15 protein-coding genes and 1 tRNA gene are annotated in these 15435 nt (G+C 53.3%); 9 read left to right on the forward strand and 7 right to left on the reverse strand.

The window, feature by feature from the left end:
* Positions 1 to 819: 819 nt before the first annotated feature.
* The 9 genes from KI810_RS13830 to KI810_RS13870 all read left to right on the forward strand — a co-directional run bounded on the left by KI810_RS13830 (position 820) and on the right by KI810_RS13870 (position 8130).
* Positions 820 to 1401, forward strand: coding sequence for a hypothetical protein (locus tag KI810_RS13830; protein ID WP_214176155.1), 582 nt, complete (start codon positions 820 to 822; stop codon positions 1399 to 1401).
* An 87-nt stretch (positions 1402 to 1488) separates the two neighbouring features.
* Complete coding sequence (locus KI810_RS13835; protein WP_214176156.1) at positions 1489 to 2430, forward strand: HEPN domain-containing protein; 942 nt, start codon at positions 1489 to 1491, stop codon at positions 2428 to 2430.
* A 164-nt stretch (positions 2431 to 2594) separates the two neighbouring features.
* A complete protein-coding gene (locus KI810_RS13840; RefSeq protein ID WP_214176157.1) occupies positions 2595 to 3326 on the forward strand; it encodes a hypothetical protein in 732 nt (243 codons plus the stop codon).
* Between the two features lie 87 nt (positions 3327 to 3413).
* Positions 3414 to 4088, forward strand: a complete 675-nt coding sequence (locus KI810_RS13845) for a TIGR02391 family protein (RefSeq protein WP_214176158.1) — start codon at positions 3414 to 3416, stop codon at positions 4086 to 4088.
* Between the two features lie 219 nt (positions 4089 to 4307).
* Positions 4308 to 4805: a hypothetical protein gene (locus KI810_RS13850; RefSeq protein ID WP_214176159.1), complete on the forward strand. Its 498-nt coding sequence runs from the start codon at positions 4308 to 4310 to the stop codon at positions 4803 to 4805.
* A gap of 1 nt (position 4806) precedes the next feature.
* Positions 4807 to 4950: a hypothetical protein gene (locus tag KI810_RS13855; RefSeq protein WP_214176160.1), complete on the forward strand. Its 144-nt coding sequence runs from the start codon at positions 4807 to 4809 to the stop codon at positions 4948 to 4950.
* 157 nt (positions 4951 to 5107) lie between these two features.
* Complete coding sequence (locus tag KI810_RS13860; RefSeq protein WP_214176161.1) at positions 5108 to 6259, forward strand: rolling circle replication-associated protein; 1152 nt, start codon at positions 5108 to 5110, stop codon at positions 6257 to 6259.
* Positions 6260 to 6426: 167 nt separating this feature from the next.
* Positions 6427 to 6699: a helix-turn-helix domain-containing protein gene (locus tag KI810_RS13865; RefSeq protein ID WP_214176162.1), complete on the forward strand. Its 273-nt coding sequence runs from the start codon at positions 6427 to 6429 to the stop codon at positions 6697 to 6699.
* 75 nt (positions 6700 to 6774) lie between these two features.
* On the forward strand, positions 6775 to 8130 hold the full coding sequence (locus tag KI810_RS13870) for a site-specific integrase (RefSeq protein WP_214176163.1): 1356 nt from the start codon (positions 6775 to 6777) through the stop codon (positions 8128 to 8130).
* 63 nt (positions 8131 to 8193) lie between these two features.
* Here KI810_RS13870 and KI810_RS13875 read toward each other — a convergent pair.
* The 7 genes from KI810_RS13875 to KI810_RS13905 all read right to left on the reverse strand — a co-directional run bounded on the left by KI810_RS13875 (position 8194) and on the right by KI810_RS13905 (position 15373).
* Positions 8194 to 8268: transfer RNA gene (locus KI810_RS13875), tRNA-Gly, on the reverse strand.
* Positions 8269 to 8286: 18 nt separating this feature from the next.
* A complete protein-coding gene (locus KI810_RS13880; protein ID WP_214176164.1) occupies positions 8287 to 9606 on the reverse strand; it encodes a tRNA nucleotidyltransferase/poly(A) polymerase-related protein in 1320 nt (439 codons plus the stop codon).
* A 91-nt stretch (positions 9607 to 9697) separates the two neighbouring features.
* A complete protein-coding gene (locus KI810_RS13885) occupies positions 9698 to 10375 on the reverse strand; it encodes an HAD family hydrolase (RefSeq protein ID WP_246525677.1) in 678 nt (225 codons plus the stop codon).
* A 178-nt stretch (positions 10376 to 10553) separates the two neighbouring features.
* Positions 10554 to 12110, reverse strand: a complete 1557-nt coding sequence (gene guaA / locus KI810_RS13890; protein ID WP_214176165.1) for a glutamine-hydrolyzing GMP synthase — start codon at positions 12108 to 12110, stop codon at positions 10554 to 10556.
* 2 nt (positions 12111 to 12112) lie between these two features.
* Positions 12113 to 13588, reverse strand: coding sequence for an IMP dehydrogenase (guaB, locus tag KI810_RS13895; protein WP_214176166.1), 1476 nt, complete (start codon positions 13586 to 13588; stop codon positions 12113 to 12115).
* 147 nt (positions 13589 to 13735) lie between these two features.
* Positions 13736 to 14806 (reverse strand): M42 family metallopeptidase, encoded by a 1071-nt coding sequence (locus KI810_RS13900; protein WP_214176167.1) that lies wholly within the window; start codon positions 14804 to 14806, stop codon positions 13736 to 13738.
* Between the two features lie 66 nt (positions 14807 to 14872).
* Positions 14873 to 15373, reverse strand: a complete 501-nt coding sequence (locus tag KI810_RS13905; RefSeq protein WP_214176168.1) for a bifunctional nuclease family protein — start codon at positions 15371 to 15373, stop codon at positions 14873 to 14875.
* Positions 15374 to 15435: the final 62 nt, after the last annotated feature.

Below are 15435 nucleotides of genomic sequence, written 5' to 3' on the forward strand. Positions count from 1 at the left end.
CCGGGGACAGTTTTAAAGTTTCAGCTGCATCCTACTGAAACTACTTAGCTATTTTGGAGCGGGAAACGGGATTCGAAGCCTGCCCGACCAGAGCACTTAAAGGCTTAATTCGTAAATAATTTCAGATAGCTAGTCCATATACCCCACCTGCCACAGTCCAAAATAATCTAGTAAAATCTATCCAAAGTCAAGCCGTTTGGTGAAAGCTGGGTGAAAGTCATTGATTCCAAGATAAATTTAAATATATATTGCTTCATGTTATTTGTCTTAAAAATGTCCTACATAAAATTATCCGGAATTATGCAGTTGCGGTATATCCACCCAATATTGGGGGATTATATAGCAAATTAGGTGCGAAATGTGTCGCTGCTGCAACACTTTTTTTGTTATTTGGGTGAAAAATAGAATAAATTAAAGATTAAAAGCGCTGCGGCATAGTCGCTAGTTGACCAGTACAAGAAATTGAAAATCGGATCGAATCTAGATTCAACGAAATTAAGGTTGCCACGATGTCACTATCCATTAAGTTGTTGTTGTGCGTGTTTTCTTTCGTTATCGGAACTATCAATTTGCTCGCATACAAGAACTACGAAAAAAGCGAAACCTGGCGAAAAGTTGGGGACATCATCCTGATGTTTAGGCTAGTAAGCGACAAGAGCAATTTATTGATCTTTACTTTGATTATTTATCTGACAGCAATAGCACTTCTTTTTTCAATAATTTTTGAAAAATAGGAAGGAACAGCGGCCAACCATGGCCTCAGACACGGACGGCTGATGCCGCCGGTCAAGGCCAACCCCGTTGTGCTAAGAGAAATAAATGAAGATACTCGATAGGTTTGACCCAGAAATCCAGGAAATTACGGAATTTAAGCAAATGCTGAGGCGCTTTGTCTTTTTGCAACGGCAAGAGCGACTTCCGCTGGCAGAGCATGAAGAAAAAAGGCAACTTCGAGAGAATTTGAATTTGAAGGTGCCAGTGGTTTCAAGATACGTTCGTAACTGCGGTGTATCGACATCGATCTTCTATACACCACCTCCTATAATCGGCGGCATGGCAGGGAATGTTGATTTACTAGCGAATATGTATAATTTGGATCAGTACGACGTGTCTGAAGAAGTTCTTTTTGACATGCTCGATAAGGGGATTGGGACATATCGATTATTCCAGAAGGAATACAAGGAGCGCATCATCAATCCATTTTATTGGGTTGGTAGAATTATTAAAGTCCCTTTTCAAATTGCTAAGTTCGCTGGTTTTGACCCAGGAAAGTTAGAAATGTCATTGTTCGGCAAACTCTATAAGCTTATAGCTGCTTTGATAATTCTACTCGCTTCAATAGTCACGATCTTACAATTTTGCAATGTTAAAGTTGATGACATTCGGATGCTAATCAGATAGGTGGAGCAAGCCCAACTCTCGGGTACTGATGTTTCCGCTTCGCTACACAGCAGACCCTCAAGCCGTTAGCTTAATGGACAAACAATTATGACTGAATTCACTAAAATTAAAATCCCGTTCGTTCTTGCACTTCTAGCAGCGATGTTTTCTGTAACTCCGCTGGTACAGAAATTTGGAAGTAACTCTTACCCCCTTTTTGGATTTTCGATTTCAGTAGATTTTATATACCTCCTTTTTTGTGGCTTACTCAGCTCATCTGTATATTTTTATGGTGTGGGGCTCATAAGCGAAGGCAAGTTTTTTGAAATTATGAACAAGATCGGGCATCTACTTTATGCAATTGCTTTAGTCTCCCCCCCGCTGTTCATATTGTTATACCCGGTATCACTTGTATCTGAATATGTTGTGACAGCCATGAAATCCCCTATCTTTGCCCAAATTATTGAATATGGGTCATCTGGCGTTTTGGGTTTAATCTCCAGTTTAATTTCATCTATCATTGTGTCTGCATTTACCAAGCGAGACAAAAAGGCGAGGGTTGAACGTCTAGAACTTGAGGAAAATCAATTTTTGTCGAGATCGAAGCAGCTCTTCAATGATGGATATTATGATCTATCAGTTACAGAGTCTTGGAAAGCTGTTGAAATAGGATTGTTGAAAATGTTCGAGGTATTAGGACATGCCCCTAACCCGAGGACAATGCAGAACCTTCTTGATGCAGCTGTAAAAAAGAACATCTTGAACAAATCACAGATTGATGAACTTGTTTCCGTTCGCAAAGCTAGAAATTCTGCGGTACATGCAGAAAGAAAAATATCCAAAGATGAGGCACAAGAGGCTATCGAACTAACTGAAAAGGTTTTAGCAGCCTTAGAAAAAGTTGAGGATAGTTGCTATTTCTGTGGCAAGAAATTCCCCGTCTTATCAATGAAGGTTGATGATAATGGGGGAATAACTGTGTGTAAAGACTGTGATAAAAAGAACCCGAACTGGGAAGAAATGGTAACTGCTATGGGGATGGACCCTTGAAAGCTGATGTCTGAAAAGGGATTACGCCAGCAGAGGACGACCACTATTGGTGCACAGTTTTAGCATCTTCTTAGGAGCAGAAGTCTCGGCTAACAATCGGCGGCAGACGGACAAGCCGCTGCGCCTCACCACGTTGGGCAGATCATCTTTTAAAGGAATATGCAATGGATACAGCAACAAAGATTAGTCTGTGGGCGTTAGGAGTCTCAATCATTACTGGTGTATTAGGTGCCTTCGGCGGTGTTCCTGGCATTAAGACCTTATTTTTTAGTAAACCCAAATTGGTTATTGAGGGCTTCATGCCTGCTGTAGTCTTCGATGACGGAAATACCAGAGATACAAAATATCCGAAGTTTACTCTGAAGGGTGTGTTGAAAGTAGAAAATCCAAACAATTTTGACATCAATTTAAATGAGATAAAAATGTATGGAACCACCCAAGATTCTTCTGGAAAATATAAATACCAAGGCAACCCGCTATATTATCAATTAAATGTTGCGGGGGTATTTGAAGCAGGCAATGGAATAGTTAAAGCATACAGCAGTGAATTGTTGAAATGTAATTTTGGTAGGTTTGAAAATGATCAAGATCCAGGAGTCATGTATGGTGGACTCGGATTAAAAGCAGAGCATTCTAAGGAATTGGGTAGCCTTTTGTTTCACATATATCAGCCGTCCTTCAATCAGTTGTTTGGTTTCAACGAAAATCGCGTTCCGTTCGAACTAGTTCCTGAAGCTTACAATGGTAAGCTATCATTTGCGGTTGCTTTCAACAATGAGCTTGTAGCTGTCAGTCCTGACAAAGTGAGAAAGCTGGTTGCTATAACCAAGCAGGAATGGGACAACAGTGAACACATAGCAAAATTGTACAATGCTACAAGTAATCTGTACAAGTGATGAGAAATAAGTAGCGCCCAACCCGCGGCGGCACGCGGTCTTCGCTACGCTTTGCCGGTGCGCCTTGTGACGTCATGGAGCAACAGAATGATAAGAAGAGTTTACACATTTACCTACCAATACTGCAGAAATGGCCACATGCTCTACTCCCACGATGGCATTATTTCTAGGAAAAAGTGTCAACAATGCGGAGAATCATATATCCCCGCTTGTGAAGCCTGTAATACGGCTTTGCAAAACTCCTTTAGCTCTCCTGTATATCTAACAAATAGCCAACCGGTCAACTTTCCTCCCAGACCTGATTTTTGTCCTGAATGCGGAAATGCCTTCCCATGGGCCAAAGGTGATCAAGAAGTAAAAGTTGCCTCCTTTGACTTCTGGGACATGTTGCACCCTTCCGTTATAGGTGTGGCTAGACAGCGGTTTGAAAGTGGTCATTATGCAGATGCAGTAGAATCGGCCTTAAAGGCATTAAATGTTCAGGTGAAAAAAATCTACAAAACAAAGACAGGAGAAGAGCTTGACGGTGTCCCGCTGATGCGGAAGGCCTTCGCTCACACAGCTCCGATTATTCAATTAGGCGACTTGACCGAACAAACTGGCCGCAACATCCAGCAGGGCTACATGGACTTGTACGCCGGGGCTATCGCAGGAATCCGAAACCCCAAAGCACATGACAATATCGTGATTGACGATATAAGAGCGATCCACCACCTGTTTGTAACAAGCCTGCTGTTCTACAAGTTAGACGAACGACTCTAATGCCACAACCCAGCGCGGCAGACGGTCTCCGCTTCGCTCCGCCGTTATGCAATCCTCTTTCATCTCTTACCCCAATAAAGCCCCTCTCCTTCACCCTTTTATACCTACCCCATTTAATCCCCGCCCAGTAGTACTGTTGACAATACGTAAACTTTTTTGTTGACATTACGTAAACTCATGATTTATGGTTGCCATAAAGTCAACTAAGTGAGGTGGCACATGAAAAAAGAATTCCCCTTTATCGAAATCCCCGAACGCTTTAAGGAGATCATCGGCACTCCCGATCCTGGCACTCGTATGTATAAGGCCATAGGTGACAGGTCTGCATTCCGTCTCTGGAATGATGCCGTTTTTGAAATCTGTGCTGAAGAAGGAGCTGTCTCTCCGGGCGGAGCATCCCTTTACACCTACGCAACCAGGGCGGGAGTCCATAAGCGATTGAAAGAAGGGCGCTTGACCGGTTTTTTCTTCAGCATCGTTACTGACAGCAAATGGATAAAAGGCCGCAAAACGCTTGAAGAAGGCGGCAGACCTTATGGCTTTATTCCCTACAGTGAATGCAAGGCGTGGGCAAAGGAACTAGAGGAAAGGGAAAAAGTTGAAGGTGTCGAAACGGTGAAGAAGGAAGCGCAAGGCACTAAAGCTGATCTGGACGATGATTTTCTACTACCGTCTAAGGACTGGCGAAAAAAATACCAGAAGAAAGGAGGTGAATAACATGAACGGCCAACAAGTCTTGATGCTCGATTATCAACACTATCATTTGAAGATAATCTTCAAGGGCATCTCGGGGGTAAAGCGCTGTTACAAGCTGGTACTGTCAAGTGACAAGAACGGAATCTTTATCAACAAGGATGAGTAAAAACATTGAAAACTAACTCCAAAGTCGTCAAGTGGTAGATATTCAATAGCGTCCACTTGACGACTCAATTCACGCCTAGTAGCCAGCCAACCGACTAATCGCAGTAGCAAGCCAAAGGCAATTCCCATTGTGCATAGCGCACAGAAAGGAGTTGTACATGGTTTGCAACAATGATCTCAACATAATCCCACAAAATAATCAAAACGGCTCCACCGGCTCGGCTGGGTATGCCGGTGCATCCGGCAACACTGCCGGGCCGGCAGAACCGGAAACCCCGAAAGAACACCACCCCACCCTCCCCGGCCTGGAAGAGTACTTCCCGCCTCCGCCTCTTGAATTTAATAATAGTTCGATAAGTCTGACAGAAGAGGCACAAGAACTTCTCAAGAAATGGGAAGCGGAAAGCACTTCAAGTCGGGGTGCCTGTATCAACATCTTTCCGAGTGGTGAGATTACCGGCGGCTTTTTCCGGACGGGTCGAAGATCACTGCCCAGGAAGAAAGAACGGATCGTTTCACAGGAATTCACCAGACAGGCACGAAAGACGATCAGGCGTGCTGTGGAGAGTGGCTTGACTACCTTTCGCCTGTTCATCACCCTGACCTTTGATCCCAAACAGTCCCAACTGGATGAAGCGGGCCATGTGGATCAGTTGTGGGCCAAGGAGAAGTTCAAGCGGTTCCTCAATACGGTCAAAAGGAAGTATGACCGGAAAGCGGAAAAGGCGGAAACGGCAAAGAACGAACTCAGCTACATCTGGACAGCCGAAATCCAGGAGTTGAACACCAAGAACATTCACTTCCACATCCTGGTGGATCAGCCCTTCATTCCCGTTCAGTGGCTGGTCATGATCTGGGGTCAGGCGGCAAATAGCGTCAACGTCAAGAGGATCACAAACCAGGAACACGCGGCAAAGTACATGCTCAAATACATGAGCAAGGGGCACTGTCCAATTGAAGGCAAACGCTATGGGATGACGCAAAACCTTCTGGATCAGATACGGCCGCAGAAGATTCGCTTTGCCGGTGAAGATCGAAGAGAGGCCTTCCGCAAGGTCAAGCGTGAGTTCTATTGGGACATAGAGAACAATGGCGGCAAGGTAACAGACTTCGGGTTATCCATACCGGCACCGAGAAGATCACGGGTATGGCGGGATAAAAAGGGGATGCTCCGCACCACAAAGGGAGTACCTAAGGAACTTTCTGAAAGGTTCCTCCATGCCCTGGAGAAACCCATGAAGCGGATCGACTTCGAAGAGGAAGTGGATGCGGCCCATCCCGATAACTCTTCCGATGATCTGCCGTTCTGAGGGGGTCTTATGTGCGAATATGACAGAGAGACTTCCCTTAAATCGTTAACCCCTCAGGAGATGGAACAATACCGGGAATATCTTGGGCGATTGATCCAAGATGGTCGGCTCATGGATGAGGAAGCGGAAGAGGCGGCTTTCAATCGGGTAATCAATGAGAGGCTGTCATGAACGATCCCCTTTCTTCCTGCGAAATCCTGACCGTGGAGCAACTTTCCGAACGTCTCCAGGTATCTCGCGCCACCCTCTTCACCTGGATGCAGAAAGGAGTTCTCGCGCAAGGAAAGCATTACTTCAAACGGGGGCGAATTCTGCGTTTCATCTGGAGTGCGGAAATGATCGGCGAACTTCTGGAGGGATCGGCAGAGACCAAACCGGTCAAGCCTTCTCCCGTACCGATCCGGCAACAAAAATCCAACCCCATCAATTGGGAGTACTGAAATGCGTTTTGAATTGTGCTATGTTTTTCTCGGACTATGGCAGGTGGGAATGTGGACAGCGGAATGGAGAACACCATGAAGCGTACTAACCACCACCTGGATGTACTGCTCTTTGACAACGAGGAGAAGAAACAGGGAACCATCATCAGGAAACCTGGCTCACGGAAGCTGTATATCCTCTTCTACTACTTCAACCGGCGCGTGGAGAAAACCACCGGACTGAACGACACCCGAAAGAACCGGGAAAAAGTCCGGCTGTGGCTGGATCGGATCATCGAGCGACGGGATGCGGGAAAGCTTATTTTTGCCGAAGCATTCCCCGGCGCACCGGAAGAGGAAAAGGCCTACTTCGCCAAGCTGGAGGGATGGCAGTATGCACCGGAACCACGGGACATCATCTTCGGGCATTACATCCAGGAGTGGTATGAAAACGTCTGGAACCACTACCCCGAAGGAACCAAGAAGGACGATTACCGGCTGATAATCGATTACTGGCTGGTGCCGTACTTCAAGGAGATGACCTTCTTCCAGATCAGCGGGGTGGAACTGCAAAAGTTCATCAACTCCATGAAGTGGAAGAAAGGGGCCAAGAAGGGGCAACCGCTTTCCAAGGCCAGGGCAAAGAACATCCTCATTCCCCTTCGCACCATCTGGAATGATGCCTGTGATCAATTCCGCTGGGTACTCCATAACCCCTTCGGCAATCTCAAGAAGCACCTTCCCAAAACTCCGGCCAAACGTCGGGAAGGATTCCGCTTTGGCGAATGGCTGGAATTCCTCAAGCACGTCGATCCCTGGTACCAGCCGGTGGTGGAATTGATGCTCCTTACCGGCATGATCAATTCGGAGATTGCGGGACTTCGGAAAAGCGACATTCGCCCCGATTACATCCTGGTGCAACATACCATCGTGAGGGGCAAAGAGCACGACACCCCGAAGACCGTCTACCGGATCAGGAAAATCCCCATCACCCAGGCGGTCCGCAAGCGGCTCGACATCCTTCAGGAAAGATCAACCGGGGAACTGCTCGTCACCACTGAGAATGGATCAACCTTCAGGCCGTCAAACTTCCTCAAAAGTGTCTGGGCCAGGGCTGCCAGGGAAAGCAGGATCACCGACAAGGTACCCTATTCCCTGCGCCATTCCTTCGCGGCCTGGGCGTTAACCCTCAGGGTTGATCCTAACCGTCTGGTGCGGCTCATGGGGCATGGATCAAAGAAGATGGTCTATGAGGTATACGGGGATTACATCGAAGGGCTGGAAGAGGATTTCTGGCTGATCCTGGAATACTTCGGCAGGGACTTCGTGGAGGGGAAAGCAAAGCAACCGCCCCACCTCCTGGCTTATCCTGGCATGATGGTTCAACCTGGCTTTCACCAAGTCATTATCGAAGAAACGAGAAGCCCCGTACTCCCATTAAAAACTTTTTAGTGAAAGTTTTGGTGAAAGTCGGGGCAATAAAAAAGGAATCCCGAAGGATTCCTTGTAGTTATCTGGAGCGGGAAACGGGATTCGAACCCGCGACCTTCAGCTTGGGAAGCTGACACTCTACCACTGAGTTATTCCCGCTCAATGAGAGTGTTACTTTTAGCCCAACGGCGCCGGTTTTGTCAACTGATTTTTCCGGAGAAACTCCTCCGCCTCCCCCCTGCTGTTGATCATCCCGCGGCTCTCCGCCTCCCGCAGACGGGCCGCTGCGGCTCCGACGTGCGGGCCCGGGCCGGTGCCGAGGAGGGTCATGATAGCGGCACCGGTGAGGTAGAGGTCATCCCCTTCCGCGTCGTACTCGCGGCAGTAATACCCCACGAACCGGCGAGCGGCCTCACGGGTAACGACACCGCCAGCCAGGGCGAGGAGAACCAGAGCCAGTCCCGCCGGACTCTCGTCCCGGAACAAGCGGTACATGGCACGGGAAGTCTGCAATTCCGGCGGCAACAGCAGGCCGACAGGTAATTGTGGGCGACAGAGCTGCTGAAGCACGCGCCGGGAGCGGTTGCCAAGTCGCAGCTTCACCGCCAGGGCCGCCACTTTTTCACTCCCGACCGAACCTGTAAATGCGGACATTTTGAGGAGGGAGTGCACGGTTATACCATCCTCAACCTGATATTCCAAATATCCCGCCAGCTGGCCGTGATCGGCAGGGAAATGTCGTTCCAGTTCCGCCAGCAATTGCTCCAGCGCCCCCATCCTGTCAAACGAGGGCGCGATCGCTCCCGTGTAGCCAGTCCCCACAATCCGGGGAAGCAGACCGGTTGCAGCCAGCTGGCGAATAAAGGGGAGGCTCGCCGGCACGTCCAGTATACGGAATAGCTCGTCCCGCACCCGCTCCGCCGCCACCTGCTCGAGGAGGTGTGCATTGTGTGGGATTTCGTCCCGCGTCGAATCGGCCAGAGTGAACCCCAGGGTGGCCGCAAAGCGGAACGCCCGGACGAGCCGCACCGGGTCGTCGGCAAAGGTGCGGGGGGAACAGGTCCGGATGATCCCCCGTTGCAGATCGGCCATCCCGCTCTGCAGGTCGATGATCCCATCCCCGGCAGGCACCACCAGCAACGCCAGGGCATTGATGGTGAAGTCGCGGAGCAGAAGGTCCTGCTCGATTGTCCCGCCTTGAAGCAGTACGAAATCATAGCTCATCCGGCCTTCCCCTCTACCCAGTACCACCCGCCCATGTCTACGCACCTCGTCCAGCCAGAAAAACGTCCCGCCGGCAGCGACGGCGAAGCGTCGCGGCAGTTCGGCACACTCGCCGTCGAGGGCAAAATCAAGGTCCTGGCTGGGACGATCCAGCAGGAGGTCCCGCACCCCTCCCCCGACCAGATAGACTTCCACCCTGCAATCCGTCGCCAACTGGGCCAGCAGGCGGATGTCGTCACGGCTAAGCAGCGTAATGAGCTTATCTTCTTCCATGGTGCAAGCTTACCCCGCACGGTATCGTCAGGCAACAAAAAAGCCCGCGATAGCGGGCTGTGATTAGGGGATAAAGCATTTTATGATCGGATCAATTAAAGAACGGCAGTTTCAACAGCTGAGGCAACTCGTCAATCCGATAATCGGCATCCCGCAACTCCGCAAGGTCGCCATAACCGTAGGTACAGCCGACAGTGACCACCCCGGCACCCCGGCCGGCCGCCACGTCGTTGACGCTGTCACCCACCATGATCGCAGTGGTGGGCGAAGTGCTGAAATCACGGAGAAGTTTGAAGAGCGGTTCCGGTGACGGTTTGCGGAAGGGGAGGGAATCGGCGCCGAGCACCGCGGCAAAATAGCCGTCGAGACCCAGAACCTTGAGGAGGCCTCGACAGAGCGCGACGTTCTTGTTAGAAATGAGCGCAAGGGGAAGACCTCTTCCCTGCAACGCATCCAGCGTCTCCCGCACACCGGGATAGGGGTGACTCCGATCCGCCAGGTGCGCCCCGTTATACGTCAAGAAGGCGTTTATCCCCTGCTCCACCTCGTCCTCCGTCCCGTTGATCAGCGCCCGTTCCACCAGCCTGCGCGCCCCCTGCCCCACCAGCTGCCGCACCCCTTCCCGGGTCAACGCCGGCCGCCCGGCAAGGGCAAGCATGTGGTTGGTGGCATCGGTCAGGTCATCCAGGGAATCGACGAGGGTCCCGTCCAGATCGAAAATTATCAGTTTTATTTCTGTCATAGCCTCGCCAAAAAAAAGAGCAGTCATGACTGACCACCCCTTTGAAAATTTCATGTCTTGAAAAAATGATAATAAGCCCTAACGGGCGTGGAGTTTCGGGTTCTGGCAAGGCGGGCAAAGGTCCCTGAGGAGGCGTAGCGACGCTACGCCGCACGAAAGGGACCGGCAGCCCAACGCCGCCAGGTTCCGGAAATCCGCGCCCGCATCACTCCCATTCTATGGTGGCGGGTGGTTTTGAGCTAATATCATACACCACCCGGTTAACCCCCTTCACCTCATTGATGATCCGGCCGCTGATGCGGGCCATATCCTCGTACGGCAGGGGGTACCAGCCGGCAGTCATGAAATCCTTCGTCTCCACAGCCCGTAGGGCGATGACGTATTCGTAGGTGCGGCCGTCACCCATGACACCGACGCTCTTCACCGGCAGAAAGACAGCAAAGGCCTGGCTGATCTTGTCGTAGTGACCGGCGGCGTAGAGCTCCTCTATGTAGATGGCGTCAGCCCGGCGCAGGATGTCGGCGTACTCTTTCTTCACCTCGCCGAGAATCCGCACACCCAGCCCCGGCCCGGGGAAGGGATGGCGCCAGACCATCTGGTGCGGCAGCCCCAACTCCTCGCCGATTGCCCGCACCTCATCCTTGAACAGCTCCCGCAGGGGTTCGAGGAGCTTGAGGGTCATGTAGTCGGGCAGTCCCCCCACGTTGTGATGGCTCTTGATATTGTGGGCCTTGCCGGTTTTGGCCCCCGCCGACTCGATGACGTCGGGATAGATGGTCCCCTGGGCAAGCCACCGGGCATCCTCGATTCGCTTTGACTCCTCCTCGAAGATATCCACGAACAGGTTGCCGATGATCTTCCGCTTCTTCTCCGGATCAGACTCGCCCGCAAGGGCCGCCAGGAAGCGTTCCTCTGCATCCACCCGGATGACCTTGACTCCCAGGTTCTGGGCGAAGGTGGCCATCACCTGGTCCCCCTCCCCGAGACGGAGCAGGCCGTTATCCACGAAGACGCAGGTAAGCTGGTCGCCGATGGCCCGATGGATGAGGGCTGCCGCCACCGAGGAGTCCACTCCGCCGGAAAGGCCAAGGATGACCCGTTCAGCGCCGACCTGGCCACGGATCCGCTCGACGGCATCCTCGATGATCTGGCCGGGAGTCCAGCGGCCGGTGCAGCCGCAGACCTTCCGGACAAAGGTGTCGATGAGTATCTCGCCACGGGGGGTGTGGTTGACCTCGGGATGAAACTGCACCCCGTAAAGATTGCGTGCTACGTCCTGGATGGCACAGACCGGCGCGTTTGCCGTCTGCGCCACAATCTGGAAGCCGGCCGGCACCTTGGCAACATGATCACCATGGCTCATCCAGACCGGGCTCTTTCCCTCGACGAAAAAGCCTTCGAAGAGCGGTCCCGGCTGGCCCGATGCGAGCAGGTCGGCATGACCGAACTCCCGCTTGCCGGCAGGGACCACCTCGCCGCCGAAATGACGGCTCATCAGTTGCATCCCATAGCAGATTCCGAGCACCGGCACTCCCAGTTCGAAAAGCTCCTCCGCCACCGCCGGCGCCTCCGGCTCGTAGACCGATTTGGGACCGCCGGAGAGGATGATTCCCTTGGGTGCAAAGGCGCGGATGGCATCCAGTCCCATGTCGAAGGGGTGCAGCTCGCAGTAGACATGGGCTTCCCGGACCCGCCGGGCAATGAGCTGGGTGTACTGGGAACCGAAGTCGAGGATGAGTATCTTTTCGCTATGAATGTCCATGCCTACTTCTCTCCCCCGACCTGGTAGTTGGGGGATTCCTTGGTGATGGTGACGTCATGGACGTGGGATTCCTTGAGGCCGGCGCCGGTAATCTTGATGAAACGCCCATTCTTTTGCAGATCCACGAGATTGTGGCTGCCGGTGTACCCCATGCCGGCCCGGAGCCCGCCGATCAGCTGGTGAATATTGGATGACAGCGGCCCGCGCAGCGGCACCATCCCCTCGACCCCTTCCGGAACTAGCTTGACATCGCTCTCCACGTCGCTCTGGAAATAGCGGTCCTTGCTTCCCTCTTTCATGGCACCGATGGAGCCCATACCGCGGTAGCTCTTGTAGGCGCGCCCCTGATAGAGGATGGTGTCGCCGGGAGACTCCTCCGTGCCGGCAAAGAGTGAGCCGATCATGATCACATCGGCACCGGCGGCGATCGCCTTGGGAAGATCGCCGGAAAACTTGATACCGCCATCGGCGATAATCGAGACATCGTACTTGCGGGCGATCCGGGCACAGTCCATGATGGCGGTGATCTGGGGAACGCCTACCCCCGCAACAACCCGGGTGGTGCAGATGGAACCCGGACCGATGCCGACCTTGATGGCATCGGCGCCCGCCTTGATGAGCGCCTCGGCAGCCGCCGCGGTTGCGATATTGCCGGCGATAAGTTCGACTCCCGGAAAGTTCTGCTTGATGGTGCGGACCCCGTCGATGACCCCCTGGGAATGGCCATGGGCGGTGTCGATGACGATCACGTCAACCCCCGCCTTGATCAGGGCATCGACCCGTGCCTCCATGTCCGCCGTCGGCCCGACCGCACCACCGACCCGCAGGCGACCCAGGGAGTCCTTGCAGGCATTGGGGTATTTGCGGACCTTCTCGATATCCTTGATGGTGATCAACCCCTTGAGAAACTTGTCATTGTCCACGACGAGGAGTTTTTCCACCCGGGTGTGCTTGAGATGCTCTTTTGCCTCCTCCAGGGTGGTCCCTACCGGCACGGTAACCAGGTTGCGCTTGGTCATCCGGGCGGAAATGGGGAGGTCCAGGTCGGTCTCGAAGCGGAGGTCCCGGTTGGTCAGAATGCCGACCAGCTTGCCGTTGCTCTTCGTAATAGGGACGCCGGAGATCCGGTACTTGGCCATCATGTCGAGCGCTTCGCGGATCTTCTGGTTGGGACGCATGGTGATGGGATCAACAATCATCCCCGATTCGCTCTTCTTGACCTTGTCCACCTCAAGTGCCTGGTCGGCGATGGAGAGGTTCTTGTGGATGATGCCGAGCCCCCCCTCCCGGGCCATGGAAATGGCAGTGCGGGCTTCGGTGACCGTATCCATGGCGGCGCTGATGAGGGGAATGTTGAGCGGAATGTTGCGGGTAAGACGGGTGGCAAGATCGACATCGCGGGGCAATATCTGGGAATGGGCGGGAACGAGGAGGACGTCGTCAAACGTCAGGCCTTCCAGGATACGTTCATCCAGCATCGCAGACTCCTTTGGTATGGTTCGAATTTAACCGTAGAGGCTAATACAGGCAGTTGGGCAAGTCAAGCTAAATGGGGCTAAAGCCGGGATACGGGACCCGGAATCCGGGACCGGCAATAACGGCATCTGAACCGGCAGAGTTACCGACTACGAAGGGACGAAGTCGGCCTTGTCCTTGATCCGGTAAAGGGTTGCGGTGATCAGTTTCACCGCGTGCTCCAGATCGGTAAGGGAGAGAACCTCCACCGGCGTATGCATGTAGCGGAGGGGGATCTTCACCAGGGCGGTGGCCACCCCGCCGCGGGATATCTGCATGACGTTGGCATCGGTGCCGGTAGCCCGGGGAATGCCGGTGAACTGCACCGGTATTTTCTCCCTTTCGGCGGTATCCGCCAGGAGTGCGAACAGAGCAGGATTGATGTTGGCCCCCCGGGGGAGGATCGGTCCCTTTCCCAGTCCCACATCGCCGTTGTGCTTCCGGTCCACGTCCGGCTGATCGGTGCAGAAATCCACTTCGACGCAGATGCCGAGATCGGGTTTGACGTTGTAGGCGCTCGTGGTACCGCCGCGTAGACCTACTTCCTCCTGCACCGACGATACCCCCACCAGTTCAACCGGCAGCTTTTTCCTGGCAGCCGCCACCTGGCGCAGCACCTCCGCCACCACGAAGCTTCCCGCCTTGTCGTCGAAACCGCGGGAGGTCACCCGGTCGCCGTGCAACCGCTCCAGGCCGACGGCGAAGGTCACCGGGTCACCGACCCGGACCAGCGCCTCGGCCTCCGCGCGGGAAGCCGCACCGATATCGATATACTGGCTCTCCAGCTTCACCACCGTCTCCCGGTCCTTGGGGTCCATGAGATGGATCGGCTTCTTGCCGATAACTCCCGGCACCATCCCTTTCATCGTATGGATGTTGACCCGTTGTCCCGGCGTCAGGTGGGCATCCACCCCGCCGATGGCGCCGAAATACAGGAAGCCGTTGTCGTCCAGATACTTCACCTGCAGGCCGATCTCGTCCGAATGGCCGACCAGCATAACTCTCGGGTGTTCAGCACCGCTCGACGGAATGCTTCCGTAGACATTGCCGAGCACGTCCTGGCTGACCTCGGCAAACTGGCCGACGTAGTTCCGGAATACCCGCTGGGCGGGCTGTTCGTAGCCGGAGGGGCTGGGGGCGGCCAGCAGGTCCTGAAGAAAGGTATAGGATTCTTTGCGCATGGGGACTCCCTTGAACTACAAGGTAAAGGTACAGGTAGAGGTTTGGTACACCATCCGCCCTGCTGGTTACATGGGATATTTTCCCATTACCGCAGGATCGAGGTTTTCCAGGAAATCCGCGAAACGGCTGGCAGCGGTTTCCTGTGCCATCTCGTCGTCGCCATCGGTGAGACGGGATGCCTGCTGCACGACTTCATCGGCAACATGCACCGGCAGCTTGTACTTGAGCGAGGTCAGGAACGCCTCGCTGGGGCGCACGTCAACCCGTATCTCCTCCCCGTCCAGCCTGAAACGGACCGACGCCCGGTAGATGCCATCCTGCACCCCTTCGATGGCCACCTGGCATATCTGCATGGAGAGCTTTTCCATAAGCCCCATGAGCAGATCACCACCGCTCCGCTGGCTGGCCAGATCACGGCCAACGATCTCCGCGGCCATGGCAACCGCCTCGTTGGAATTGAGCCAGATGGGGACCGTGTTACGGTTGCGGCTGTCCTTCAGGATAACCACCGGCCGGTGGGCCAGTGAGTCGAGGGTGAAACCGTGAATCGTCATTTCATGGTACATGGAAACCTCAAAATCCGGAATTCGGGACTCGGGACCGGGGACTCGTACAACCGAACCCCCGA

The organism is Geomobilimonas luticola (assembly GCF_018476905.1).
Classification (GTDB): Bacteria; Desulfobacterota; Desulfuromonadia; order Geobacterales; family Geobacteraceae; genus Geomobilimonas; species Geomobilimonas luticola.